Source organism: Pseudolabrys sp. FHR47 (genome assembly GCF_005153485.1).
Taxonomy (GTDB): Bacteria; Pseudomonadota; Alphaproteobacteria; order Rhizobiales; family Xanthobacteraceae; genus Pseudolabrys.
Genome location: NZ_CP039740.1, coordinates 448949 through 474078 on the forward strand (window position 1 = coordinate 448949; position 25130 = coordinate 474078).

27 protein-coding genes are annotated in these 25130 nt (G+C 64.6%); 10 read left to right on the top strand and 17 right to left on the bottom strand.

Annotated features, from left to right (window positions below; genetic code table 11):
* Positions 1–131: 131 nt before the first annotated feature.
* Positions 132–1829 carry a bifunctional diguanylate cyclase/phosphodiesterase gene (locus E8Q40_RS02180; RefSeq protein ID WP_168197717.1) on the top strand — a complete coding sequence of 566 codons (1698 nt, stop codon included), beginning with the start codon at positions 132–134 and terminating at the stop codon, positions 1827–1829.
* Positions 1830–1934: 105 nt separating this feature from the next.
* Here E8Q40_RS02180 and phaR read toward each other — a convergent pair whose 3' ends face one another.
* Positions 1935–2519 (bottom strand): polyhydroxyalkanoate synthesis repressor PhaR, encoded by a 585-nt coding sequence (phaR, locus tag E8Q40_RS02185; protein ID WP_137042846.1) that lies wholly within the window; start codon positions 2517–2519, stop codon positions 1935–1937.
* 250 nt (positions 2520–2769) lie between these two features.
* On the opposite strand from phaR, the gene E8Q40_RS02190 reads away from it, so the two are divergent.
* The 4 genes from E8Q40_RS02190 to E8Q40_RS02205 all read left to right on the top strand — a co-directional run bounded on the left by E8Q40_RS02190 (position 2770) and on the right by E8Q40_RS02205 (position 7263).
* Complete coding sequence (locus E8Q40_RS02190) at positions 2770–3945, top strand: acetyl-CoA C-acetyltransferase (protein ID WP_137042847.1); 1176 nt, start codon at positions 2770–2772, stop codon at positions 3943–3945.
* Between the two features lie 316 nt (positions 3946–4261).
* Positions 4262–4987, top strand: a complete 726-nt coding sequence (phbB, locus tag E8Q40_RS02195; RefSeq protein WP_137042848.1) for an acetoacetyl-CoA reductase — start codon at positions 4262–4264, stop codon at positions 4985–4987.
* 196 nt (positions 4988–5183) lie between these two features.
* Positions 5184–6260, top strand: a complete 1077-nt coding sequence (locus tag E8Q40_RS02200) for a tartrate dehydrogenase (RefSeq protein ID WP_137042849.1) — start codon at positions 5184–5186, stop codon at positions 6258–6260.
* Positions 6261–6399: 139 nt separating this feature from the next.
* Complete coding sequence (locus E8Q40_RS02205) at positions 6400–7263, top strand: DMT family transporter (protein ID WP_137042850.1); 864 nt, start codon at positions 6400–6402, stop codon at positions 7261–7263.
* Positions 7264–7406: 143 nt separating this feature from the next.
* On the opposite strand, the gene E8Q40_RS02210 is transcribed toward E8Q40_RS02205, so the two are convergent.
* From E8Q40_RS02210 to gloB, 3 genes are all read right to left on the bottom strand, one after another.
* Positions 7407–7838 carry a cupin domain-containing protein gene (locus E8Q40_RS02210; RefSeq protein ID WP_137042851.1) on the bottom strand — a complete coding sequence of 144 codons (432 nt, stop codon included), beginning with the start codon at positions 7836–7838 and terminating at the stop codon, positions 7407–7409.
* A 32-nt stretch (positions 7839–7870) separates the two neighbouring features.
* Positions 7871–8560, bottom strand: coding sequence for a flavin reductase family protein (locus E8Q40_RS02215; protein ID WP_137042852.1), 690 nt, complete (start codon positions 8558–8560; stop codon positions 7871–7873).
* Positions 8561–8651: 91 nt separating this feature from the next.
* Complete coding sequence (gloB, locus tag E8Q40_RS02220; RefSeq protein WP_137042853.1) at positions 8652–9419, bottom strand: hydroxyacylglutathione hydrolase; 768 nt, start codon at positions 9417–9419, stop codon at positions 8652–8654.
* Positions 9420–9581: 162 nt separating this feature from the next.
* Here gloB and E8Q40_RS02225 point away from each other — a divergent pair, with 162 nt between their 5' ends.
* Positions 9582–10316 (top strand): class I SAM-dependent methyltransferase, encoded by a 735-nt coding sequence (locus E8Q40_RS02225; protein WP_137042854.1) that lies wholly within the window; start codon positions 9582–9584, stop codon positions 10314–10316.
* A 97-nt stretch (positions 10317–10413) separates the two neighbouring features.
* Here E8Q40_RS02225 and E8Q40_RS02230 read toward each other — a convergent pair whose 3' ends face one another.
* The 5 genes from E8Q40_RS02230 to E8Q40_RS02250 all read right to left on the bottom strand — a co-directional run bounded on the left by E8Q40_RS02230 (position 10414) and on the right by E8Q40_RS02250 (position 17592).
* Positions 10414–11163, bottom strand: coding sequence for a DUF4167 domain-containing protein (locus E8Q40_RS02230; protein WP_137042855.1), 750 nt, complete (start codon positions 11161–11163; stop codon positions 10414–10416).
* 610 nt (positions 11164–11773) lie between these two features.
* Positions 11774–12679: a peptide chain release factor N(5)-glutamine methyltransferase gene (gene prmC, locus E8Q40_RS02235; RefSeq protein ID WP_137042856.1), complete on the bottom strand. Its 906-nt coding sequence runs from the start codon at positions 12677–12679 to the stop codon at positions 11774–11776.
* Positions 12679–13758, bottom strand: coding sequence for a peptide chain release factor 1 (prfA, locus tag E8Q40_RS02240; protein WP_137042857.1), 1080 nt, complete (start codon positions 13756–13758; stop codon positions 12679–12681). Before prfA ends, prmC begins: the two co-directional genes overlap by 1 nt.
* On the bottom strand, positions 13755–16022 hold the full coding sequence (gene ptsP / locus E8Q40_RS02245; protein ID WP_137042858.1) for a phosphoenolpyruvate--protein phosphotransferase: 2268 nt from the start codon (positions 16020–16022) through the stop codon (positions 13755–13757). Before ptsP ends, prfA begins: the two co-directional genes overlap by 4 nt.
* A gap of 316 nt (positions 16023–16338) precedes the next feature.
* Entirely contained in the window at positions 16339–17592 is a 1254-nt protein-coding gene (locus tag E8Q40_RS02250; protein ID WP_137042859.1) for an aspartate kinase, read from the bottom strand.
* 182 nt (positions 17593–17774) lie between these two features.
* Here E8Q40_RS02250 and ubiG point away from each other — a divergent pair, with 182 nt between their 5' ends.
* The 3 genes from ubiG to E8Q40_RS02265 are packed head-to-tail and all read left to right on the top strand — an operon-like array spanning position 17775 to position 19824.
* On the top strand, positions 17775–18545 hold the full coding sequence (gene ubiG / locus E8Q40_RS02255; protein WP_137042860.1) for a bifunctional 2-polyprenyl-6-hydroxyphenol methylase/3-demethylubiquinol 3-O-methyltransferase UbiG: 771 nt from the start codon (positions 17775–17777) through the stop codon (positions 18543–18545).
* Positions 18542–18883 carry a hypothetical protein gene (locus tag E8Q40_RS02260; protein WP_137042861.1) on the top strand — a complete coding sequence of 114 codons (342 nt, stop codon included), beginning with the start codon at positions 18542–18544 and terminating at the stop codon, positions 18881–18883. Before ubiG ends, E8Q40_RS02260 begins: the two co-directional genes overlap by 4 nt.
* A 53-nt stretch (positions 18884–18936) precedes the next feature.
* Positions 18937–19824, top strand: coding sequence for a DMT family transporter (locus E8Q40_RS02265; protein WP_137042862.1), 888 nt, complete (start codon positions 18937–18939; stop codon positions 19822–19824).
* 45 nt (positions 19825–19869) lie between these two features.
* On the opposite strand, the gene E8Q40_RS02270 is transcribed toward E8Q40_RS02265, so the two are convergent.
* From E8Q40_RS02270 to E8Q40_RS02300, 6 genes are all read right to left on the bottom strand, one after another.
* Positions 19870–20193, bottom strand: a complete 324-nt coding sequence (locus tag E8Q40_RS02270) for a hypothetical protein (protein ID WP_137042863.1) — start codon at positions 20191–20193, stop codon at positions 19870–19872.
* A gap of 159 nt (positions 20194–20352) precedes the next feature.
* On the bottom strand, positions 20353–20976 hold the full coding sequence (locus E8Q40_RS02280; RefSeq protein WP_137042865.1) for a hypothetical protein: 624 nt from the start codon (positions 20974–20976) through the stop codon (positions 20353–20355).
* Positions 20977–21072: 96 nt separating this feature from the next.
* Entirely contained in the window at positions 21073–21537 is a 465-nt protein-coding gene (locus tag E8Q40_RS02285; protein ID WP_137042866.1) for a DUF1178 family protein, read from the bottom strand.
* On the bottom strand, positions 21534–22415 hold the full coding sequence (locus tag E8Q40_RS02290; RefSeq protein ID WP_137042867.1) for a carbon-nitrogen hydrolase family protein: 882 nt from the start codon (positions 22413–22415) through the stop codon (positions 21534–21536). The genes E8Q40_RS02285 and E8Q40_RS02290 overlap by 4 nt, the downstream gene beginning before the upstream one ends.
* Positions 22412–22681, bottom strand: a complete 270-nt coding sequence (grxC, locus tag E8Q40_RS02295; protein ID WP_137042868.1) for a glutaredoxin 3 — start codon at positions 22679–22681, stop codon at positions 22412–22414. Before grxC ends, E8Q40_RS02290 begins: the two co-directional genes overlap by 4 nt.
* Before the next feature lie 27 nt (positions 22682–22708).
* Complete coding sequence (locus tag E8Q40_RS02300) at positions 22709–23515, bottom strand: ComF family protein (RefSeq protein WP_137042869.1); 807 nt, start codon at positions 23513–23515, stop codon at positions 22709–22711.
* 16 nt (positions 23516–23531) lie between these two features.
* Here E8Q40_RS02300 and E8Q40_RS02305 point away from each other — a divergent pair, with 16 nt between their 5' ends.
* Positions 23532–24422 (top strand): methyltransferase domain-containing protein, encoded by an 891-nt coding sequence (locus E8Q40_RS02305; protein ID WP_137042870.1) that lies wholly within the window; start codon positions 23532–23534, stop codon positions 24420–24422.
* Positions 24423–24438: 16 nt separating this feature from the next.
* On the opposite strand, the gene E8Q40_RS02310 is transcribed toward E8Q40_RS02305, so the two are convergent.
* Positions 24439–24618, bottom strand: coding sequence for a Flp family type IVb pilin (locus E8Q40_RS02310; protein ID WP_137042871.1), 180 nt, complete (start codon positions 24616–24618; stop codon positions 24439–24441).
* A gap of 40 nt (positions 24619–24658) precedes the next feature.
* Positions 24659–25063 carry an 8-oxo-dGTP diphosphatase MutT gene (gene mutT / locus E8Q40_RS02315; RefSeq protein ID WP_137042872.1) on the bottom strand — a complete coding sequence of 135 codons (405 nt, stop codon included), beginning with the start codon at positions 25061–25063 and terminating at the stop codon, positions 24659–24661.
* Positions 25064–25130 lie beyond the last annotated feature (67 nt).

Sequence of the window (25130 nt, forward strand, 5' to 3'; positions counted from 1 at the left end):
TTAAAGCGCGGCAACACGCGGTTTCCACGCATTTGTTTAAGTGTTGCTGCGTAGCTTTTGTACCGTGTTCATTTGCGGGACAACTCGCCGCGCGGTGCGGCGTTCCCGGAACGGGACAAAAAGGAACTTGCGTGATCAAGGTCGGTGAAACCGCGCTCGGTGCCGGTGACATCCTGCGTCTGGTTGGCGAAGCCACCTATGAATGGCGGCTCGACACCGACCGCCTGTCGTGGAGCGGCCACGCGGCCGCGGTGCTCGGCGCTGCCGATATGGCGGCGTTGGAGACGGGAACCGGCTTTGCGCGCTGCGTCGAGGCTACCGGCGGCCTAAGCCGCCTCGATGCCGTGACAAAAAGCGCGCTGCGAGACGCTGGCGACGGCGTGCCCTACGAGGCGCAATACGCTTTCAAACGCGCCGACGGCACGACGACCTGGATCGAAGATATCGGCCGCTGGTTCGCCGGCGCCGACGGCAAGCCGGCGCGCGCCTGCGGGGTCGTGCGTTCGATCGATACCCGGCATCACCGCGAGCAGGAACTGGAGCGGCTGGCGAAATTCGATCCGCTGACCGGCGAGCTCAACCGCGCGTCGATTATCGACATCCTGTCGAAGACGCTGGATGAGACCATCCGTTTCCGCGGCTCCTGCGGCTTCCTGCTGGCCGCCATCGATCATCTCGGCAACCTGAATGATGCCTATGGTTTCGAGGTCACCGAGAACGTGATCGCCGAGGTCGGCAAGCGCATCCGCACCCGCGTCCGCGGCAAGGATTATTTCGGCCGCATCTCCGGCAACAAATTCGCCATAGTGCTGACGAGCTGCACGCCCGACGAATTGTCGGTCGCCGCCGAGCGCCTGCTCGCCAGCGTGCGCGAGGAACCGGTTTCGACCTCGGCGGGGTCGGTCGCCGTCACCATCACCATCGGTGGCATCACTGCTCCGCGCCATGCCTCGACCCTCGACGAAGTGCTGAGCCGCTCGCAGGATGCGTTGAGCGCGGCCCGCGACAAGCGCCGCGGCTCCTTCGCCGCCTACCGCCCGAACGTCGAGCGCGACGCGCTGCGCAAGGAGAGCCTGCGCGCCACTGACGAGATCATCGCTGCCCTCAACGACCGCCGCATCGCTTTGGCCTTCGAGCCGGTCGTCGAAGCGCGCTCGCGCGAGGTTGCCTTTTATGAGTGCCTTATCCGCGCCCATCGTGAGGACGGCACGCCGCTCAACGCCTCCGACATCATCCCGGCGGCCGAACGGCTGGGTCTGGTTCGCATGCTCGATCACCGCGTGCTGGAGCTGGTGGTCGCCGAGCTTGTGGCTGCACCGCAGCTCTCGGCCAGCGTCAACGTATCGCCGGCCTCGGCCCTTGATCCGGCGTGGTGGAGCGGCTTGGGAGCCATGCTGCGCGCCAATCCCGGCGTTGGCGAGCGGCTGATCGTTGAGATTACCGAGACCGTGGCGATCCAGGATATCGACGACGCCCGCGGCTTCGTTACCCGGGTCAAGGATTTCGGCTGCCGGATCGCCATCGACGATTTCGGCGCCGGCCATACCTCGTTCCGTAACCTGCGCCGGCTTGGCGTCGATATCGTCAAGATCGACGGCGCCTTCGTGCAGAACATCACGCGCTCGGAAGACGACCGCGCCTTCGTCCAGTCTATGATCGACCTGGCACATCGCTTGCGCATCAAGGCGGTGGCTGAATGGGTACAGGATGAGGCCGCCGCCGCGCTCCTGCGCGACTGGAATTGCGACTACATCCAGGGCGCCTTCGTCGGCCTCGCCTCCAGCGACAGGCCGTGGCTTGGCGGCCAAAACAAAAAGGCGACGCTCTAGAAACTGCCCTGTCATCACCGGGCTTGTCCCGGTGATTCCGCTTAGGGACGCAGTGCCCATATAAGCGGGATGGCCGGGTCAAGCCCGGCCATGACAATCTCCGCGCTATTCCTTGCCGCCCATTCGGTCGAGCCGCTTTTGCATCTCGTCCAACTGACGCTTGAGCTCGTCCATGTCGGACCCGGACGAGGCGGATGACGGCTTGTCGGGCGCGGCTTCGCTCGTCTTGTTGCGGGCGAAGGGCGGGGTGAACATAGCGAAGGTCTTCTCGAACATCTCCATGTTGCGCCGAACCTGATCCTCCATCGGCCCAAAGCCGCCGACGCCGCCGAAGGCCTTTTCCATCTGCTCGCGGAACTTGCCCTGCTGGCTGGTCAGCGTCGACATCGACTGTTCGAGGAAGTGCGGCACCATCATCTGCATGGAATCGCCGTAGAAGCGGATGAGCTGCCGCAGGAAGGCGATTGGAAGTAGGCTTTGTCCTTCCTTGTTCTCCTGCTCGAAGATGATCTGAGCCAGGACCGAACGGGTGATGTCTTCGCCGCTCTTGGCGTCGTAAACGACGAAGTCTTCGCCGTTTTTGACCATCACGGCGAGGTCTTCCAACGTCACATAGGTGCTGGTGCCGGTATTATAGAGCCGCCGGTTGGCGTATTTCTTGATAGTGACCGGCTCTTTATTGTCTGCCATGGGTTCACGTTTCCTCTGCCCTGCCATAAGCATAACCGTATTCTGACGGCGCGGGCCAGATGTTTTATGGCGGCGCGGAATGCCCCTGAAGCACCGCACCATGACTTGCGCTAGCACAAGGAAGTGACCAGTTTTCGGCCATAACTTCATGGGCGGCCGTTGTTGACAGGGTGGGGTGCCCTGTCGAGGATGCGGCACCGCCAAAAGGCCCCCTAGAGCCTTCACAGCCCCCGCTTAAGGAGAGTTCCCGATGCAAGACGATGTCGTCATTGTCAGCGCCGCCCGCACGCCGGTTGGCGCCTTTAACGGCGCTTTTGCCAATCTGCCGGCCCACGAGCTGGGAAAAACCGCGATTTCGGCCGCGCTTGCCCGTGCCGGCATTGAGGGCGACCGGGTCAGCGAGGTCATCATGGGGCAGATCCTCACTGCCGGCCAGGGCCAGAACCCGGCCCGCCAGGCTTCCATCGCCGCCGGCATTCCGGTGGAGAGCCCTGCCTGGGGCGTGAACCAGCTCTGCGGTTCTGGTTTGCGCGCCGTCGCGCTTGGCTATCAGGCGATCCTCAACGGCGACAGCGACATCGTCGTCGCCGGCGGCCAGGAGTCGATGAGCATGGCGCAGCATGCTCAGCACCTGCGTTCGGGCGTGAAGATGGGCAACTTCGAGATGATCGACACCATGATCAAGGACGGCCTGTGGGACGCCTTCAACGGCTATCACATGGGCAATACCGCGGAGAACGTCGCCCGGCAGTGGCAGATCACGCGTCAGCAGCAGGACGAGTTCGCCGTCGCTTCGCAGAACAAGGCCGAGGCCGCGATGAAGGCCGGCAAGTTCAAGGACGAGATCGCGCCGGTCACGGTCAAGTCGCGCAAGGGCGATATCGTGGTCGACACCGACGAATATCCGAAGGCGGGCGTGACGCTGGAATCGATCGCCAAGCTGCGCCCCGCCTTCGACAAGGAAGGCACGGTGACCGCGGCCAGCGCCTCCGGCATCAATGACGGCGCCGCCGCCGTAGTGCTGATGCGCGCCTCCGAAGCCGCCAAGCTCGGCAAGACGCCGCTCGCCCGCATCGTGTCCTGGGCACAGGCCGGTGTCGATCCCAAGGTCATGGGCTCGGGCCCCATCCCGGCCTCGCGCGCTGCGCTCAAAAAGGCGGGCTGGAATCACCAGGACCTCGATCTGGTCGAGGCCAACGAGGCTTTCGCCGCGCAGGCCTGCGCGGTGAACAAGGATCTCGGCTGGGACACCTCCAAGGTCAACGTCAACGGCGGCGCCATCGCTATTGGCCATCCGATCGGCGCGTCGGGCGCCCGCGTACTGACGACCCTGCTGTTCGAGATGCAGAAGCGCAACGCCAAAAAGGGCCTTGCCACCCTCTGCATCGGCGGCGGTATGGGCATTGCCATGTGCGTGGAACGCTAGTTCGACACTGCGAAAATGTGCGGGGAGCGCTAGCGGCCTTCGCAGCGCACCATCCACAAAGTTGATGTGAGTCACAGCCGAGGCCGCATTTCGGGATTATCCGAAGTGCGGCCTCGGTCTTTAGACCCAAGTCTTTAGGCCATAGTCTTTAGACCATGTGCGCTTGTGGCGTGTTGCGATTGCCGGGCTGTTCTTTAAGCTGCCATCAACAAGTCGCGATGGCAGGCATAAGAATTGCTCCGCTAGGGAGATTGGCGAAGGGCTTTTGCCGAGCGTCGGGTAAGAAAAGTTTCGAGGAACGATCTGGGAGAGGGGAATGACTCGCGTTGCATTGGTAACTGGCGGTACCCGCGGCATCGGGGCTGCGATTTCAAAAGCGCTCAAGGACAAAGGCTACAAGGTCGCGGCGAGCTACGCCGGCAACGATGAAGCCGCGCAGAAATTCAAGGCCGAGACCGGCATTCCTGTCTTTAAATGGGACGTGTCGTCTTATGAGGCATGTGGCGCGGGCATCAAGCAGGTCGAGGCCGAGGTCGGCCCGATCGACGTGCTGGTCAACAATGCCGGTATCACCAAGGACGGCATGTTCCATCGCATGACGGTCGAGCAGTGGAACGCGGTGATCGGCACCAACCTCGGCTCGCTGTTCAACATGACCCGTCAGGTTTGGGAAGGCATGCGCGCGCGCAAGTTTGGCCGGGTAATCAATATTTCCTCGATCAACGGCCAGAAAGGCCAGATGGGCCAGGTGAACTACTCCGCCGCCAAAGCCGGCGAACTCGGCTTCACCAAGGCGCTGGCGCAGGAAGGCGCCAAAGCCGGCATCACGGTCAACGCCATCTGCCCGGGCTACATCAACACCGAAATGGTGCAGGCGGTGCCGAAGGATGTGCTGGAGAAGTCGATTCTGCCGCAAATCCCGATCGGCCGCCTCGGTGAGCCGGAAGAGATCGCGCGCTGCGTCGTCTTCCTCGCCGCCGACGATGCCGGGCTCATCACCGGCGCGACGCTGACCGCCAATGGTGGGCAATATTTCGTGTGAGACGCAATGCCGGCATGGCCTCACGGCCGTGCCGGCAGCCGCACGATCTGCCGCCGCATCCATAAAATCAGCCCGGAATGCTCCGGCCGGTGCCATCCGTGGCATGGGCCTTCGCGCCGCTTGATCAATAGTCCGGTGATGTCCTAAGCCACCGGGCCGCTGCTACATTCGGCGGCCCACACCGAGGATTTTCCGCATGACCACCAATCGCGTCCACCGCATCGCCGTCATTCCGGGAGACGGCATCGGCAAGGAAGTCATGCCGGAGGGCGTGCGCGTGCTCGAGGCGGCGGCGAAGAAATTCGGCTTCAAGCTCCAGCTTGACGATTTCGATTTCGCGTCCTGCGACTATTACGACAAGCACGGCCGCATGATGCCGGAGGACTGGAAGGACAAGATCGGCAAGCATGACGCCATCTATTTCGGCGCCGTCGGCATGCCGGACCGGGTGCCCGACCACATTTCGCTGTGGGGCTCGCTGATCCTGTTCCGCCGCGAGTTCGATCAATACATCAATCTGCGTCCCGTGCGGCTGATGCCGGGCGTGCCGTCGCCGCTCGCAAACCGCAAGCCGGGCGACATCGATTTCTGGGTGGTGCGCGAGAACACCGAAGGCGAATACTCTGCCATCGGCGGCAAGATGTTTCCCGGCACCGACCGCGAAGTGGTGGTGCAGGAAACGGTGATGAGCCGGATCGGCGTCGATCGCGTTTTAAAATTCGCCTTCGAACTCGCCAAGTCGACGCCGAAGAAGCATCTCACTTCCGCGACCAAGTCGAACGGTATCGCCATCACCATGCCGTACTGGGACGAGCGCGTGAAGGAGATGGCGAAGAACTATCCGGATGTGAAGTGGAATCAGTTTCACATCGACATTCTCACCGCGCATTTCGTCATGAACCCGGACCGGTTCAACGTGGTCGTGGCATCGAACCTGTTCGGCGACATTCTTTCCGATCTTGGTCCGGCCTGCACCGGCACCATCGGCATCGCGCCGTCGGGCAATATCAATCCCGAGCGTAATTTCCCGTCGGTGTTCGAGCCGGTGCATGGTTCGGCGCCCGATATCTATGGGCAGGGCATTGCCAATCCGATCGGTCAGATCTGGTCCGGCGCCATGATGCTCGATCATCTCGGCGAGCACGATGCGGCCGCCGCCATCGTCAAGGCGATCGAGACCGTGCTGGCGCAGGACAAGTTGCGCACGCGCGATCTCAAGGGTCCGGCCAGCACCACCGAATGCGGCAAGGCGGTTGCGGAGGCGCTGGGTTGACGTGTGCCCGCGTCTGCGATTGTTTGACTAGTTCGATCCAAACTCCGTTCATTCCCGCGCAAGCGGGAATCCAGTCTTGCTTCGTTCTGGGTCCCCGCTTTCGCGGGGACGAACGGAGTATGTAGCCCGCGCCTTTGCCATGTCCTCCCTCCAGTCCACCTTCATCGGCTTTTCCGCGATCCTGATGTGGTCGCTGCTCGCGCTGCTCACGGTGGCGTCGGGCGAGGTGCCGCCATTCCAATTGGCGGCGATGACCTTCGCCATCGGCGGCGCGATCGGCGCGGTCTGGGTGACGTGGAGCGGATCGTGGGGCGCGCTGCGGCAGAGCCCGCGCGCCTGGGCGCTCGGTGTCGGCGGCCTGTTCGGCTATCACGCGCTTTACTTTATCTCGCTGCGGCTGGCGCCGCCGGCCGAAGCGGGGCTGGTCAATTACCTCTGGCCGCTGCTGATCGTGTTGTTCTCCGGCCTGCTCCCTGGCGAGAAGCTGCGCTGGTATTCGGTCGCCGGGGCGCTCATCGGCTTCGCCGGAACGGCGATCCTCTTCGTCGGTAAAGGATTGGCTCCGACCGCCGGCGCAAGCACAGGCTATGCCGCCGCCTTCATGGCGGCCTTCGTCTGGGCCGGCTATTCGGTGCTGTCGCGCCGCCTGGCGAGTGTGCCGACCGCGGCGGTCGCGGGCTTTTGCCTGGTAACGGCGGCGCTGGCGGCGCTGTGCCACCTGATGCTCGAAACCACTGTATGGCCGCAGGGCCTGGAGGAATGGGAGGCGGTGATCGCGCTCGGCGTCGGTCCGGTCGGCGCCGCGTTCTATGCCTGGGACATCGGCGTCAAGCGCGGCGACATTCGCCTGCTCGGCGTCGCCTCTTATGCCGCGCCGGTGCTGTCGACGTTGTTTCTCGTGCTCGCCGGTTTCGCCGACGCGCGCATCACCTTGCTGCTCTCGGCGCTGCTGATCGCCGGCGGTGGTTTGCTGGCTGCGCAGGACATGCTGCGGAGGAAATAGCGGCTTGCTCAGCGCGCTCCCTCTCCCCTTTGGGGAGAGGGCTGGGGTGAGGGGGCAAGTGAGCCCGATAGTTTGTAACCCCTCACCCGGCGCACTTCGTGCGCCGACCTCTCCCTATGGGAGAGGTGAAGCGAGATAAGTTGTTACTTGCGCGGCGTAAAATCCACGGGCGCGAGTTCGAAACCTTCGAACTGAAATCCCGGCGCCACGGTGCAGCCGACCAGGGTCCATGCGCCGAGCGACTGCGCCGCCTGCCAGGCGCGCGCCGGTACGGTGACCTGCGGCACCTCGTCGTTATGAACGTCGCCGCCGAGGCGGATGATTTCTTCCTTCGAGCCGTCGACGATTTCGAGCTTGAGCGGCGCGCCGGCATGCCAGTGCCAGATTTCGACCGCATCGACACGATGCCAATGCGAGCGCTCCCCTTCGGCCAGCAGGAACAGGATCGCGGTCGAGGCGGCGCGGCCGCCGATCAAGTGCGTGTCGCGGAAGGTCTCGCGGTAGTGCCCGCCCTCGGGGTGCGGCTGTAGCGCGAGCTTCTTGATGATGTCGGCGGCGGTTGGTGAGGTCGGCATGGGGTCATAGTTAGCAGACCGCGCGGCAATTCTCATCCCATTCGCGCGTTTGGAGGCCGGTAGGCCTGCTCCGGTATTTCTCCGAGCGTCGAGTGCCGCAATTTGTCGGGCGCAAGTCCGTAGAACTGCTGGAAGCTCATGATCAGCGGCCGCCACTTGTCGGGGTCGATGCGGTTGGTCTCGCCATCCACCAGGATCGAGCGGTCGGCGTGGACACGCACGATACGCACTTCGATGGCGCTGACCCTGCCGGCCCAGACCGGATCGAGAGTCGCCATTTCGTGTACCTTTTCGACCTTGGCCTCGAGCTGCACCGGACATTCGCGCACCCGCGGCGCGGCAACGATTTCGCCGCGGACGGCGGTGAGGCCGGCGGCCTCGAACTTGCGCCTCTCATGGCGATAGCCGCGCGACACCTTTCCCGGCGGGACGGGATTCGAGCCGGTGGTGCGCGCGATGCGATCGACGGCATCCACCATGTCTTGCGACGGCAGGTTTATGACGCATTCGCCCGTGCGCGCCATGTTCTGCGGCGTCTTGGACGCAATGGCGAGCCCGAGGACCGCGCGCCAGCCGAGCCACCAAACCGACGACATCGGCGCGAGGTTGGGCGTGTCGTCTTCATTGCGCGTGCCGATCAGAGCGACTGGCGTGCCGAAGTAGAGAATGGACGGCTCGATGACTTCGAGCCTGTTGGGTTGGGGCAGAGATTCGGATTGCATGGTGGCCTCGCTTCAATCTGAGGCCCATGCGTTACGGCTCGGCGCGGATTCGCTCGACCCGTTTTCTGCACCCGGTTTCGGACGACCCGCCTTAAAACTTGTTCTTCCGCAACCGGATCTCCGCGAACACCTCGTTGGCCGGTTTGCCGGCCATGCCGATGCCGGCGGCGACTTCCGCAATGTCGGCGCGGATGAACGGGTTTTCTTGTCTCTCGGCGCCGATGGTGACCGGAAGGGTGAAGTGGCCGCCGGCGATCTGCTTCTCGGCTTCCGCGGCGCGGGACTTGAGTGCGGCGTTGTTCGGCTCGATGGTGAGCGCAAACTTGATGTTGGCCAAGGTGTATTCGTGGCCGACATAGACGCGGGTGTCGTCCGGCAGGTCGCGGAGTTTCTTCAGCGAGTCCCACATCTGGTCCATGGTGCCTTCGATGACGCGGCCGCACCCGATCGAGAACAACGTGTCGCCGACGAAGGCCACCTTGTCGCCGTGGAACCAGTAGGCAATGTGGCCAAGCGTGTGGCCGGGCGTTTCCAGGACGTTGCCGGTGAGGCCGCCGACCTTGACGCGGTCGCCTTCCTTGACCGTTTCGTCGACGCCGGGAATCTTCCCGGCTTCCGCGGCGGGCGCGACAACACGACACTTGTATTTGTCCTTCAGCGCCATGATGCCGTCGGTATGGTCGGCATGATGGTGCGTGACGAGAATGTCCGTCAGCTTCCAGCCGGTCTCCTGCAGCATGGCCTCGATCGGCGACGCTTCCGGCGCGTCGATGGAGGCCGTGGCGCCGGTGTCAGGATCATGTATCAGCACGCCGTAATTGTCGGACAGGCAGCGAAACAGGCGGATTTCTGCGGGCATGATGGTCTCCGGCAACGGGTCGGCGGTATGAACGTTAACCTTGGCACGGGACAAAAGGGTCCCGCGCGATCACCCGAGGTTTGGCATATTCACGCCGGATGGTGAAAGACTGTAATTTGGACGGCGTCCCGCGCGGACAGAATTCCATGGTACCTTGATCTCATGTCCATCGACGTCGTCGATCTGCGCAATTTCTATGGCCAGCCGCTCGGCAAGGTGGCGCGCCGCATCATCGGCCGCGGCGTGCGCGCGCAATGGCGTGACACCACCGGCGAGCGCGTGCTCGGCATCGGCTATACGCCGCCTTATCTCGGCCTGTTCCGCGAGGAGGCCGAGCGCTGCCTCGCCTTCATGCCGGCGGCTCAGGGCGTGGTGAAGTGGCCCACGGCGCGGCCGTCATTGGCGGCGCTGGTCGAGGAGAATGAGTTGCCGCTCACCGACGGCGCGGTCGATCGCGTGCTGCTGGTTCATGCCATTGAGATGACACACGACCCGGCCGGCCTGCTGCGCGAAGTATGGCGTGTGCTGGCCAGCGGCGGGCGGTTGCTCGCGGTGGTGCCGAACCGGCGCGGTGTCTGGGCGCGTACCGATACCACGCCCTTCGGTCATGGCCGGCCGTTCTCGCGCAGCCAGATCAATCAATTGCTGCGCGAGACCTGGTTCTCGCCGACGGGTTGGAGCGAGGCGCTGTATGTGCCGCCGGTGTCGAGCGGCTGGTTTCTGCGCTCGGCCGTGGCGTGGGAGCGCACCGGCGCGACCTTGTCGGCGCCGTTTGCCGGTGTGCATATCGTCGAAGCGACCAAGCAGGTGTACCGCGCGATCCCGACGCGGCGACGCGAGCGGCGCGTCCTCGTACCCGCTTTGGAGCCGGCGCTGTCGCCAACGCCGGGCGTGTAGCTACTAAAAATGCAAATGGCCGGGCATTAGCCCGTCGAAGACGGGCGTAAACGCCCTTTTGGGCCCGGCCATCGCGATCTCGCTAAAGCGGAAGACCTTACTCCGCGGGCGGCTCGTCACCGGCCGGCTGTGGCGCCGGGGCGCCGCCTTCGGCATTGCTCGCATTGTAATCCGGGCGATCGCCGCGGAAATTGTTGCGATGGCGGCGGCGCCGGCGGCCGAAGCGATCCGGACGTTCACCCTGCTCGTGGCCATTGCCACCGTTCTGCGCGGCATGCTCGCCGCCGGCAGCGGGCTGGCCGCCGGTGATGAAGGCGGGCAAGCCACCCATGTTGCCGGACACGTCCGGCTGCGGCTGCTGTTGGGGCTGCTGCTGGGCGCGCTGCGCAAACTGCGTATCGCGCGGCACATAGGGTTGGCCTTGCTGCGGCTGCGGGGCGAAGCCGGGGTCCTGCGCGGCGAAGGGCTGCCCTTCCTGTTCGTCGTCATAGTTTTCGTCGGCGGCACCCTGCGGCACGCCTTGCTGAGGCGGCTGCTGATTGTAATAGGGGTTCTGCTGGCGGAGCTGTTCCTGCGCCGCGGCGATCAGGCGGAAGTAATGCTCGGCGTGCTGAAAATAATTCTCCGCCGCAACCGGGTCGCCCGATCCTTGCGCATCGCGCGCGAGCTGCATGTATTTCTCGGCGATGTGCGAGGCGGTGCCGCGAATTTTCACGTCGGGTCCGTTCGACTCGTAAACGCGAGTCAGCGGATTCTGGCCCTTGCGATGATTGCCGCCACCGCCGCCACCACCACCGCCGCCGCCACCACCACCGCGACCGCGCATACGCTTCTGACCGTTTCTCATGCTCATCCTATTCGCTAGTCAAAATTCTCTTCCGGGCCGCGGTGCGTTCCGCAAGCCCCATCCCACATCGCCGCTCGGCGCCACCTGGCGCCTGAACGGTTCAACTCCCACTGCTGAATTCGCACGTTCCCTCGTGCGTAGCGGACCCGCCCCGACAGGTCCGCGATCGTCTCACTTTCGTGTGCCCGCTTTCGCGATGGCTTCAGCAACCCCAAAGGCTTCACCGAATTCAGCCGCGGTCTCCTGCCACGGCGTCGCCAACCCTCTGTCGCGCCCTTCGCCCATCGTTCAAACAGCGATGCGCTCAACTGGTGAAGTCGTGCGACCCGTCATCGTCGGTTTCGATGCACTATCGTTGAATTCGATCAAATGCCGATCTCGGGTTACCGTCGACTACGATCTGTTCGGTTTGCCGAGTTCTTTCAACCGGCTCAATCGACTTCGATTTTTACGTCGGTTTTCTGCGCTGTCCGGCCGAGCCATTAGCCCTGGGCCTTCAGAAACTGCGCGACCGTCGCGGGTCGATTCCGTAACCGGAAGCTAGTCGTTTCCGGGCCCCTTTCCAAGCAGTTTTTTGCCGCCCGGACCGTCTGGAATACCTCAATGCACCTCAGTCATGACGGCTTTTTGTCGCTTTCGTGGCCCCCAAAGCGCGAGGAATTCCGGCCAAATCGGGCCGGGCCGGCGCAACCGTTAACCCTGCCGTCTCAAACAGGGACGCAACCGGCCCTTCCTGCCCGAAGCCCAGTTCCACGATGAGATGGCCGCCCGGTGTCAGGAGCCGGGGCGCCTCGCGGGCGATCGCGCGGTAAAAATCGAGCCCGTCGGCGCCGCCATCGAGCGCCAGCAAGGGATCGTATTCGCGGACTTCGGCCTCGAGCGTCGCGATCTCGGCCCTTGGAATGTAAGGCGGGTTCGAGACAACGAGATCGAACTGGCCGCCGAGGCCGCCCGCAAGATTGCAGCAAACAAACCGGGCGCGAGAGATGAGTTTGTTTCGCTCGGCGTTGCCGAGCGCCACCTCGATGGCCGCCATGCTGATGTCGGTGCCAATGCCCGTTGCGTTCTTTAATTCACTGAGCAGCGCCAGCAGCAGCGCGCCGGAGCCGGTGCCGATGTCAAGTATGCGTAGTGGCTCGCGCTGGCGGCCGTCGCGCGCAATCCGATCGAGCGCTTCCTCGACGATAGTCTCGGTCTCGGGCCGCGGCACCAGCACTGCGTCGCTGACATGAAGCGTCAGGTCCCAGAATTCCTTGCGGCCGAGAATACGCGCCACCGGTTCGTGACGGAGCCGGCGCGCGGAGAGCGCCTGAACGAACTCGACCTCGCGTGCTTCGAGCAGGCGGTCGGACTGTGACAGCAGTTGAGCGCGGTTAAGTCGCAGCGCGTGGCCGAGCAGAAGGCGCGCATCGGCATCCGGTGAATCGATACCAGCCAGGCGAAATGAATTCGCCACCAGCCGCTGCGCTTCGGCGATCGAGGCGTCTGTCTTGAGGCCGGGGATCACGCGCATCATCAAGCTGCGGCTTCGGCCGCCAGCATCTCCGCCTGGTGCTCGGTGATCAGCGCATCGATCAGGTCGCCGATATCGCCCTGCATCACTTCCGGCAATTTGTAGAGCGTCAGGTTGATGCGGTGATCGGTGACGCGGCCTTGCGGAAAATTATAGGTGCGGATGCGCTCGGAGCGATCGCCGGAGCCGACCTGACTCTTGCGGTCGGCGGAGCGCTCGCGGTCGAGCTTGGAGCGCTGCTCGTCATAGAGTTTGGCGCGCAGCATCTTCAGGGCCTTGGCCTTGTTTTTGTGCTGCGAGCGCTCTTCCTGCACGAAAACGATGGTGCCCGTGGGGATGTGCGTGATGCGGATGGCCGACTCGGTCTTGTTGACGTGCTGACCGCCGGCGCCCTGGGCGCGCATGGTGTCGATCTTGAGGTCGTCGTCCTTGATCTGGATGTCGACGTCTTCCACCTCCGGCAGCACCGCAACGGTTGCCGCCGACGTGTGGACGCGGCCCTGCGTTTCCGTATCGGGCACGCGCTGCACGCGGTGCACACCGGATTCGAATTTCATCTTGGCGAAGACGCCGCGGCCATGAACTTCGGCGATGATTTCCTTGAAGCCTCCATGAGCGCCTTCGCTCATGGAGATGATCTCGACGGTCCAGCCCTGGCGCGCGGCGTAGCGCTCGTACATGCGGAACAGATCGCCGGCGAACAGGGCCGCCTCGTCGCCGCCGGTGCCGGCGCGGATTTCGAGGATGGCGTCGTGATCGTCCATCGCATCCTTGGGGATCAGCGCCAGGCGGATATTCTTCTCGATCTGCTCGCGCTTTTCATTCAGCGCCGGCTTCTCGGCTTCGGCCATGCGGCGCATTTCGGCGTCGGTGCCGGAATCGGCGATCATGGCGTCGAGATCGGCGATCTCGCGGACGATCGCGCGATACTCCTTGATGGTGTCGATGACCGGGGTGAGCTCCGAGAACTCGCGCGATAGCTTGACGTAGTCGTCGGGCTTGAGGTCGGTCGCGAGCTCGCGCTCCACCAAGGCATGGCGGTGCAGCAGGGCATCGAGGCGGTGTTCGGGAATGGCGATCAAATCGGCAGGCCTTCGGCTTGGGCGAATTCTTCGAGTCTGGCGCGAATCGGCACGCTGCCGACCGGCTGCGCCAGCGCCGGCAGCAGCGCCTCGGCACCCTTCTTGCAATCGAGGCCGAGCAGCATTGCCTTGACCGGACCGACGGCGGACGGCGTCAGCGACATCGTCCGGTAGCCGAGGATTGCTAGGGCCATCGCGCCCAAAGGCTGCGACGCCATCTCGCCGCAGAGAGCGACCGGCTTGCCGTGTTTGGCGGCCTTGTCGGCGATATCCTTCAGGGCGCGCAGGACCGGCGCCGACAGAATGTCGAAGCGCGAGGCGACACGCATGTTGCCGCGGTCGGCGGCATACAGGAACTGCATCAGGTCGTTGGAGCCGACGGAGAGGAAGTCGACGCGCTCGAGCAACTCGTCGAGCTGGAACAGCAGCGACGGCACTTCCAGCATGGCGCCGATATGGACGCGCTCGGGCAGAGCGTGGCCGTGCCGGCGCAGATGCGTCAGTTCCATGTCGACGAGCTTCTTGGCCTGGTCGAATTCCTCGACCGTGGCGATCATCGGAAACATCACGCGCAATTCGCGGCCGCCGGCGGCGCGCAGCAGCGCCCGCACCTGACTGCGCAAGAGACCGGGCCGATCGAGGCCGAGACGGATGGCGCGCCAGCCGAGCGCCGGGTTCTCCTCCGCGACATTGCGCATGTAGGGCAGCACCTTGTCGCCGCCGATATCGAGCGTGCGGAAGGTGACCGGCCGCTTGTCGGCGGCATTGAGCACGGCGCGATAGAGCGCGAGCTGATCCGACACGCGCGGCATGGTCGGCGCCACCATGAACTGCATCTCGGTGCGGAACAGGCCGATGCCGGTCGCGCCGGTTTCGACCATATGCGGCAGGTCGATGGTAAGGCCGGCATTCATCATGAGCTGGATCGCGCAGCCGTCCTTGGTGACGCACGGCTTGTCGCGCAACGCGCGATACTGCGCCTGCCGTCGCGCCCGCAGCTTGACCCGTTCGCCATAGGCCGCCTGGATGTCCTGCGGCGGCCGCATATGCACATGGCCGGTGGCGCCGTCGACGATGATGGCGTCGCCCTGTTCGACCAAGCCGGTGGCGTTCGCGATGTCGCCGACCGCCGGAATGCCGAGCGCGCGGGCGACGATCGACACATGCGAGGTCGGGCCGCCTTCCTCGAGCACGAGTCCGCGGACTTTCTTGCGGTCGTAATCGAGCAGCGCCGCCGGGCCCATCGAGCGGGCGACGATAATGGCGTTGTCGGGCAACTGGTCACGCCGCGGCGCGTGATCCTGGCCCATCAGCACGCGCATCAAACGGTTGGCGAGATCGTCGAGGTCGTGCAGCCGGTCGCGCAGATAGGGGTCGGATGCACGCAGCATGCGGGCGCGGGTGTCGGACTGAACGCGCTCGACCGCGGCTTCGGCGGTGAGGCCGGTCGACACCGCCTCGCGCAGCTTGTGCGCCCAGCCCTGATCGTAGGAGAACATGCGATAGGCTTCGAGGACGTCGCGATGCTCGCCGCCGTCGGCGACGTCGCGATGCTCGACCATGCGGTCGAGGTCGGCGCGCAAGGTGGCGAGCGCCGCGTCGAGGCGCTTGAGTTCGCGCGGCACGTCGTCGGCTATGACATTGGTGATGACGACGCGCGGCTCGTGCAGCACGACATGGCCGAGCGCGATGCCGTCGGACAGCGACGAGCCTTCGATATGGATGGCGTGGCGGGCGACGGGCTCGGCGCCGGGACGGGCGAGCGACGACAACTCACCCGAGGCGATCATCTCGGCGAGCACCATCGCCGTCGTCTGGAGGGCTTCTTCTTCCTCCTCGGTATAGGTTCGCCGCGCGCGGTTCTGCACCACCAGCACGCCGAGCGTGTTACCGGCCCGCAGGATCGGCACGCCGAGGAAGGAGTGGTAGATTTCTTCGCCGGTCTCCGGGCGGAACGAATAGGCCGGGTGGTTCTGCGCGTCGGAGAGGTTGATCTTGGTCGCCTCGCTGGCGACCAGACCGACCAGGCCTTCCTCGGCCTTCATGACGGTGTTGTGGACGGCCTCGCGCTTGAGGCCTTCGGTGGCGTAAAGCTCAAGGGTGCCGTCGACGCGCAACACGTAGACGGAGCACACCTCCGCCACCATGTTGGCGGCGATCAGAACGACCACCTTGTCGAGTCGGTCCTGCGCGCTGACCGGCTCCGCCATGACTTCGCGGAGGCGACGCAACAGCACGCGTGGGCCGCCCAGCGCGCCACGCATTGAAGAAGCCCTTTTCAGCCCGGAAACCGAGGTCTGGACCCCGATTGCGGCTCGATTATGCACGAATCGCGGCCTGACGGCCCCGGCATGCCCTCAAACCACATATGGGGAGGGCTATAGCCGCTGGGGATGGAGGGGGGCAAGGAAAAGCCCCTTCCTTACCCTCCCCCTTGTGGGGAGGGTCGCGAGCGAAGCGAGTGGGGTGGGGGTAGCGCAGAAATCCTCTACCCCCACCCCGACTGCTTTCGCTCCGCGCAAGCAGTCGACCCTCCCCACAAGGGGGAGGGTGAAGGAAGCGGGGAGAGGTGAAGGAAGCCTAGCCCTTATCCAACCCGTAGAGCTTGTGCAGGGTGCGGACGGCCTGGTCGGTCTGGCTGGCGTTGATCAGGACGGAGAATTTGATCTCCGAGGTCGTGATGGCGAGGATGTTGATCTTTTCCTGCGCCAGCGCCTTGAAGGCCGAAGCCGCGACGCCGGCATGGCTGCGCATGCCGATGCCGATCACCGAAACCTTGGCGACGTCGGTCGCGCCATCGAGGCGCTCGTAACCGATCTGGGCCTTGGCCTTCTCGATGGTGACGCGGGCCCGCTCGTAGTCGGACGAGGGCACGGTGAAGGTGAGATCGGTGGTCGAGCCGTCCGGCGAGATGTTCTGCACGATCATGTCGACATTGATGCTGGCATCCGCCAGCGGCCCGAAGATCGCGGCGGCGATGCCGGGCTTGTCCTGCACGCGGCGGATCGAGATTTGCGCCTCGTCCTTGGAGAAGGCGATGCCGGTGACGGTTTGCTGTTCCATGATCTCACTCTCGTCGCAGATAAGCGTACCAATGAAGTTGGCCTTGGGATCGATGTCTTCCGGCTTGACGAAGCTCGAGCGCACGAAGATGCGCACCTTGTGCAGCATACCGAGCTCGATCGAGCGCACCTGCATGACCTTGGCCCCGAGCGAGGCCATTTCCAGCATCTCCTCGAAGGCGATCTTGTCGAGCCGGCGGGCCGACGGATCGACGCGCGGGTCGGTGGTGTAGACGCCGTCGACATCGGTGTAGATGTCGCAGCGCTCGGCGCCGATCGCGGCGGCGACCGCCACGGCGGAGGTGTCCGAGCCGCCGCGGCCGAGCGTGGTGATGCGGCGCGTGCCCTCGTGCATGCCCTGGAAGCCGGCGATGACGGCGACCTGCTTCATCTCGGCAAAGCGCTTGATGAGTTCGTCGCCGTTGACGCTCTCGATGCGCGCCGAGCCGTGGACGTTCGACGTCAGGATCGGCAGCTGCCAGCCCTGCCAGGAGCGGGCGTTGACGCCCATGCCCTCGAGCACGATGGCGAGCAGGCCCGCGGTGACCTGTTCGCCGGTCGCAACCACGGCGTCGTATTCGCGGGTGTCGTGCAGCGGCGCGGCATCCTTGCACCAGGCAACGAGCTGGTTGGTCACGCCCGACATCGCCGAGACGATGACGGCCACGTCATAGCCGGCGTCGACCTCGCGTTTGACGTGGCGGGCGACGTTACGGATGCGGTCGAGATCGGCGACGGACGTACCGCCGAATTTCATGACGAGGCGAGGCATGACGTTTAGGAACCTAAGACCCTGAATCCCGGTATTCGCGGCGGGCGCCAAAATGCGCTAACAAGCTGGTCCCGCGCCGCTTTATGGAAGGCGCGTATACCGAACGGGTGGGCGGCCTGCAACCGAGCGGCCCCCGCCGGATTTGGCTACCCAGGGCGCTGGCGGGCGAAAAGAAGGACCGGATGGTGAACACGAAAAGCCGCGGCTCATCGATCGACGACGCCGAGGTCGCGCGCTTCGGCCGCATGGCGGAGCGCTGGTGGGACCCGCGCGGCCCGATGGCGCCGCTGCACAAGCTCAACCCGGTTCGGATCGGCTATATCCGCGATCAGGTGACCGCGCATTTTGGACGCGATCCAAACAAGCTCGACAGCCTCGCGGGCCTGCGCATGCTCGATATCGGCTGCGGCGCCGGGATCCTGTCCGAGCCGCTGACGCGGCTCGGGGCGACGATGGTCGGCGTCGATCCGGCCGAAGAGAACATCGCGGTCGCCCGCGCCCATGCCGAGGACGAGGGGCTTGTCATCGACTACCGCGCTGAGACGGCGGAGGCCCTGACCGAAGCCGGTGAGACTTTCGACGTGGTGCTGGCCATGGAAGTGGTCGAGCACGTCGTCGACGTGCCGGAATTCGTCGGCACTTGTGCGTCGATGGTGAAGCCCGGCGGGCTGATGATCGCGGCGACGCTGAACCGCACGCTCAAGAGTTTTGCCTTGGCGATTGTCGGCGCCGAATACATCCTGCGCTGGCTGCCGCGCGGCACCCATCAGTGGGACAAGTTCGTCACCCCGGCCGAACTTGAGCGCGCCATCGAAGGCGCCGGCCTCGACGTCATCGGCGAGCGCGGCGTGATCTTCAATCCGCTCGCCGACCGCTGGCAATTGTCGTCCGACATGGACGTGAACTACATGCTGGTGGCGACGAAGCGGGCTTCTTCAGGAGCGAATACATGATTCTCGAGTTGGTCGAGTTCGACACGCCCAAGGGTTGGGGGCGCGAGCAGGTGATGGACGACGCCCGCAAGGTCTTCGCCAAGTGGCAGGCCAACGCCGACCTCAAGCGCAAGCATTTCCTGCTCGACGAGACCGGCAAGACCATTGCCGGCGTTTACATCTGGCCGTCGATCGAAGCGGCCAAGCGCGCGCATAATGCGGAGTGGCAGCAGTCGGTAGTCCAGCGCACGGGCGGCGCTGCGCGCATCCGCTATTTCGATCTTCTGGCTTTGGTCGACAACGAGGCCGGCAAGGTCACCGAGTTCGCGGAAAACCCGTTCGAGCCGGCCGTTTCTTAAGCCGGTTCATTTGATGCGCGGCCTACGCCCGCGCCTGACAGCGGGTATACGCAATGCTCTGGGCCGTCTTCACCATCATCGCCGCGGCGGCGCAAACCGCGCGCAACGCCATGCAGCGCGAACTCACCGCGACGCTGGGCACCGTCGGCGCCACGCATGTGCGCTTCCTGTTCGGTTTTCCCTTCGCGCTGATCTTTCTGGCCGGGGTGTGCCTCGTCACCGGCAGCGGCCTGCCGATGCCGCCGCGCGAGTATTGGCCGTGGATCGCTGTCGGCCTCGTCGGGCAGATCGTGGCGACCGCTCTGATGCTGGCGGCGATGAACGATTCATCCTTTGTCGTCACCACCGCCTATATCAAGACCGAGCCGGTGCAGACCGCAGTGTTCGGACTGGTGTTGCTCGGCGACAGGCTGACGCCGATGCTGGCGCTGGCCATTGTCATCGCCACCACGGGCGTGGTGCTGATGGCGTTCAAGCCGGGCGCAGTGAAGGCCAACGGCATCAAGCCGGCGGTCAAAGGCATCGTCGCCGGTGGCCTGTTCGGCCTTTCTGCCATCGGCTTTCGCGGCGCGATTTTGTCGCTCGATATTCCAGGGCAGTTCGTTTTGGGGGCCACGTTTACGTTGGCGGTGAGTCTCGTCATCCAGGCGGCGCTGCTGTCGGGCTATTTGTTGCTGCGCGAGCCGGCGACCATGAGAGCCATCCTGAAAGCGTGGCGGCCGTCGATACTCGCCGGTTTCCTCGGCGCGTTTGCTTCGCAGTTCTGGTTCCTGGGTTTTTCGATCGCGTCGGCGGCGAGTGTGCGCACATTAGCGTTGATCGAAGTGCTGTTCGCGCAAGGGGTGTCCAAGTTCGCCTTCAAGCAGAAGACCGCGCCGCGCGAAATCATAGGCATCGCGATGATCATCGCCGGCGTCGTGCTGCTGATCTGGGCGCATTGAGCGCAAACGGGGCGCAGCGAGACGATGCTCGCCGCGCCCCGGAGCTCAGCGCACGACGCAGCCTCTCGGCACGCCGGGACGCCTGCAGTAGACGACGTTCGGTCCGGCGACTGGACGCGCTACACAACCCGCCGGCAGGCCGGGCGCGGTGCAGTAAACAACCCGGGCCGGACGAGCGACGCAGCCGACCGGTAGCCCCGGCGATGTGCAATAGACCACCGGCGCCCGCCGCATGACACAGCCCTTCGGTACGCCGACGGTCTTGCAATAGACCACCGCTTCGGCAGGGCCGGCGGAGCCCATGACGCCAGCCAACAAAGCCGCCGCGCCCAGCAGGGCGGCGGTGCCCGACATTTTCAGTACGCTCATCATCGTTTCCTCATTTGAACCCGAAGGTTCGCAAAGTCCCCACGCGCGCATGGTAGCGCGCGCCGCGACGTTTGGCGTGATGGCCGGCACATATTTTTCAGATGGGGCGATTATCGACGGCGCCGTGCTGCTGATGTGGGTGCGCCAGGCATCAGGCGATTAGAGTTTTCTTGCCGAGAAAATGATCTTGGAGCCTGCGCCAGCTTCGGCGCTGATGCGGTCACCGATACGAAGAGGCAGGTAGACCGGACGGATCGTCTGGTAAACGATACCGTTCACGACGATTTCGTATCTGACGCCTTTGTTCCGGCGCTCGATCTTGTCGCTGACGCGGCCTTCCACCGTCAATGAAGGAAAGAATAAATCGGCTGCCGTCGCGTAGCCCGCGACGCCGAGCACGGCGACCCCCAGCAAGATTATAAAAATCCGCGCAGGCCTGGTCTTGCGCAACGGGCCGCTCCAGATCATCAAGGCACCGAAACCTGCGAGTAGGAACTGCAAGTTGAGATACGTCAGCCGCGACCAGTGGCTCATCCAAGTCAGCGGTACAAGGCTCAGCGCCAACACCACCCACGAAACCGCGAGCGCCCAAACGGCGGGTCTGGGCAAGATCGACGTCAACAGCGGAAGTTTGAGTGGGCCGGCGCCTTGTCCGTGCGGAGGACCGAAACCAGTCGTCTTGCGGTCAACGGCTCGCAACTTCCGTAACAAAAATGGGATTGGAATTATCGTCACGGCTGCGAGCAGCCACCAGCCAATCACCAAATAATCTGCAATTTCCATGTCCCGCCGCCCGCGCCGAGGCCGGCGCCACCCGCTGGGGGAATCCTAGGTGGTTTAACAGGGCAAGGCGAGCGCGCGTGCGCAAAAGAGCTGTGCTCAATTCCGCTCGTCCGGCAGCGCGGGGATCGGATGCACGTCGATGCCTTCCTCGGCCAGCTCCTTGGCGTCGTCAAGCGAGGCGACGCCATAGATCGAGCGGTGCTCGGTCTCGCCGTAATGCATCTTGCGCGCCTCTTCGGGAAACTTCTCGCCGACATTGTCGGCGTTCTTGACGATGTGCTCGCGCAGCTCCTTGAGCTTGGCGCGCAGCTCCATCTCCATTGGCGACATCATCGCCATCGGAGCCTTGTCGGGCGCCGGTATCGTTTCAACATCCTGTGCCTTGGCGCGCTTGCGCGTGCCGGCCAGCCGCGGCGCCATGATCGCTTTTTCGACCTTGGCCGAATTGCAAACCGGGCAGGTGACAAGGCCGCGCTTGGCCTGCTTGTCGTAGGCTGCACTGTCCGCGAACCAGCTTTCGAAGGTGTGGCCTTTGTCGCAGGCCAGCGCGTATTTGATCATTCCGCGCCCTTCACGAGATGGAGATGCGCTGGCTCCGCCATCGGCTCGGGCACTTCGAAACGGCGGCCGTGCTCGAGCGATGGCACGCGTCCGCGCGCTTCCGCCACGAGCGCGGGGTCGATCTCGGCCATGATGACGCCGGGCTCAGTGCCGCCTTCGGCAATGATGCGGCCCCACGGATCGACGACGATCGAATGGCCGAAGGTCTCGCGGCCGTTCTCGTGCTTCCCGCCTTGTGCCGCCGCCAGCACGAAGCAGCCGGTCTCGATGGCGCGGGCGCGCATCAGCACATGCCAGTGCGCCTCGCCGGTCTGCTTTGTGAAGGCCGAGGGAATGGCGAGCATCGTTGCGCCGGCCTCCGCCAGCGCGCGATAGAGCGCCGGGAAACGCAGGTCGTAGCAGATCGTCAAGCCGAGGCGGCCCCAGGGCAGATCGGCGGTGATGGCGATCTCACCGGGACGATAGGTGCGCGACTCGCGATAGCTCTCGCCATTGCCGAGATCGACGTCGAACATGTGGATCTTGTCGTAGCGCGCGACGATCTCGCCCTGCGGATCGATGACGAAGCCGCGATTGGCGGCGCGATCCGGCAACAGCTTGATCGCCAGCGAGCCGACGTGAACATGGAGGCCGTGCTTCTTCGCCAGCTCGCGGAAGGCGGCGAGCGAGGGGTCGCTCTCTTCCTCACGGATATTCTGGAACAGCCGCTCGCGGTTGACGTCCATCACGTTCGTCATCTCGGGCGTCTGCACGTAATCGGCGCCGGCCGCCTTGGCCTCGGCGATCAGACGCGACGCGGTGTCGATATTGGCCGCGGGCGTCACGCCGGTCCGCATCTGGATGAGGCCGGCTTTGAATTTCGACGGAGCGGACGTCATGCCGCGCTGCCTTCGCCGGCGAGCAGGGCGTCGAGCTTGCCGGCGTATTCCAGCGCGTGCAGGTCGTCGCTGCCGCCGACATGGGTTTTGCCGATGAAGATCTGGGGCACGGTCATCCGTCCGTTGGCGCGCTGGATCATGGCCTCGCGCACGTCGCGCTTCGAGGCGTCGATCTCGTTATAGGCGACGCCTTTGCGCTTCAACAGCGCCTTGGCCGCGTGGCAGTAGGGGCACCAGCCGGTGGTGTAGATGTCGACAACTTGCATGAGGCCGCGTCCGGGTTCGTATGCCTTTTATATGGGGCTGCGGGCCGGGGCGACAACCCGTGCGAAAACAAGCACATCCACCTGCCGCGCCCCGGCCTTCAGTAGCGCCCGGGCGCAGGTATCGACGGTCGCGCCGGAGGTGAGGACATCATCGATCAGGATAACCCGGCGGCCCTGAATCATTGCTTTTCGGTCGTTGGGTACGCGGAAGGCGCCCTGAACATTGCTGGCCCGGTCGGTCTTGGACAGGCCGATCTGCTGCGGCGTGGCCCGCACGCGGCGCAGGGTATCGAACAGGACCGGCACGCCGGAGGTCGCCGAAATGGCCTTCGACAGCGCCGCCGCCTGGTTGAAGCGCCGGGACCATAGCCTTCGCCAGTGCAGCGGCACCGGAATCAGGGCATCGGCGCCGGGCAGCAGTTCGTGGCCGGCCCGGGCCATCCAGCGGCCCATCATCGGCGCCAGGTCCATGCGGTCGCCGAATTTGAAGGCGAGCACCAGCGAGCGGGCGATCTCGTCATAGCGCACGGCGGCGCGGGCGCGGTCATAGGCCGGCGGATTGGCCATCGCCTCCATGGACAGGAGGCCGGGCCCGGGATCGTAGACGAAGGGAATGCCGAGCCGGGCGCAATAGGGCTTCTCGATCGGCGACAGTTTCGACCAGCACTGGGCACACAGCCCGGCGCCGTCACCCAGCGGCTCGCGGCAGGACGGGCAGAGCTGCGGCAGCGCCGCATCGAGCGCGAAGCGGAACAGACTGCGGAAGCCGCTGTTGACCCGAGTGACCAGGCTCGGCGGCCGCTGTTCCTCGCTTGCCTCAACAAGCTCGTTCATGCTGCAACGCTAGCAGATGACCGTACACCCGACCATCTTCGACCGCACCCTCCTGCGCGCCCGGCAACGGCGTGCCGCTACGCGTGGGGCGGCGACGTTTCTGCTGGACCGCGTCACGGAGGAAATGATCGACCGGCTCGCGGTGGTGCTGCGTACATTCGACCGTGCCGCCGACCTTGATACGCCGCTCGACACTCTGCGTGCCGCGCTGGTCGCGAGCGGCAAGGTCCCTGCGCTGGAGCGGGCATCGATCGTCAGCGAGGCCGGGCTCGAGGTCATGGCCGACCAGCGGTCGCAGCCTTTCGCCAATGCCTCGCTCGATCTCGTCGTCTCCGGTCTCGCGTTGCAATTCGTCAACGACCTGCCGGGCGCGCTCATTCAGGTGCGCCGCGCGCTCAAGCCGGATGGCCTGCTGCTCGCCGCGATGATCGGCGGCGATAGTCTGACCGAATTGCGCGAGGCTTTCGCCCAAGCCGAGAGTGAGGTCGAAGGGGGATTGTCGCCGCGCGTCGCGCCCTTCGCCGATATTCGCGATCTGGGTTCGCTCATGCAGCGCGCCGGCTTTGCGCTGCCGGTGGTCGATTCCGATCGCGTCACCGTGCGCTACGAGTCGCCGATCGCGCTGATGCGCGACCTGCGCGCCATGGGCGCGACCAACATCCTGATCGAGCGCCGGCGCGCCCCGCTCAAGCGCGCGACGTTGCGGCGGATGATCGAAGTCTATGCGGAGCGATTTGCCGATAGCGACGGCCGCGTGCGTGCGACCTTCGAAATCGTGTGGCTGTCCGGCTGGGCGCCGCATGAGAGTCAGCAGAAGCCGCTGAAGCCCGGCTCGGCGACGCGGCGTCTGGCGGATGCCTTGGGAACGAAGGAGATTACGACGGGAGAAAAACCGGGCGAAAAATAATCGCCGTCCCACGAGGTCAGTTGAAGATGTTGCCGACCTTTTCCCAGGCGCCGTTCACCGAAGTTCCGAGGCCAGTCACGGCCGCGGCGATGGCGCTGGCGATGCCGGCGGCGATAAGCGAATACTCGATCGCGGTGGCGCCGCTCTCGTTGCGGATGAAAGCGAGCAGTGTTCTGTGCTCTTGAGCGGTACGCATCGGCTTCCCCTGTGGCCCGTTCTTGGCCCTTGGCAGCTTGTCAGAGCAGCGCCATCAGATGCGCAATCAGCGGCACATCGGCAGGCGGCATCTCGTAGTCGCGCAGTTTGTTCGGCCGCACCCAGGTGAGATTCTGTCCCTCGAGTGCAGTGACCGTCCCCTCCCAGCGCCGGCAGACATAAAGCGGCATCAAGAGGTGAAAGTCCGGATAGGCGTGGCTCGCGAAAGTCAGTGGCGCGAGGCAGTCTTCCTTGACCGATATTCCCAGTTCTTCCTTGAGTTCGCGGATCAGCGTTATTTCCGGCCGCTCGCCGCTTTCGACCTTGCCACCGGGAAACTCCCACAGGCCCGCCATCGGTTTGCCTTGCGGACGCTGTGCGATGAGCACGCGGCCGTCGGCATCGATAAGGGCGCAGGCAGCGACAAGGACGATTTTGACGCTCACAGCCAATTATCCACGACGCTAGAGAAGTCGGGTTAAGGTCCGACCAATGAATACGGCGGCAATGCGT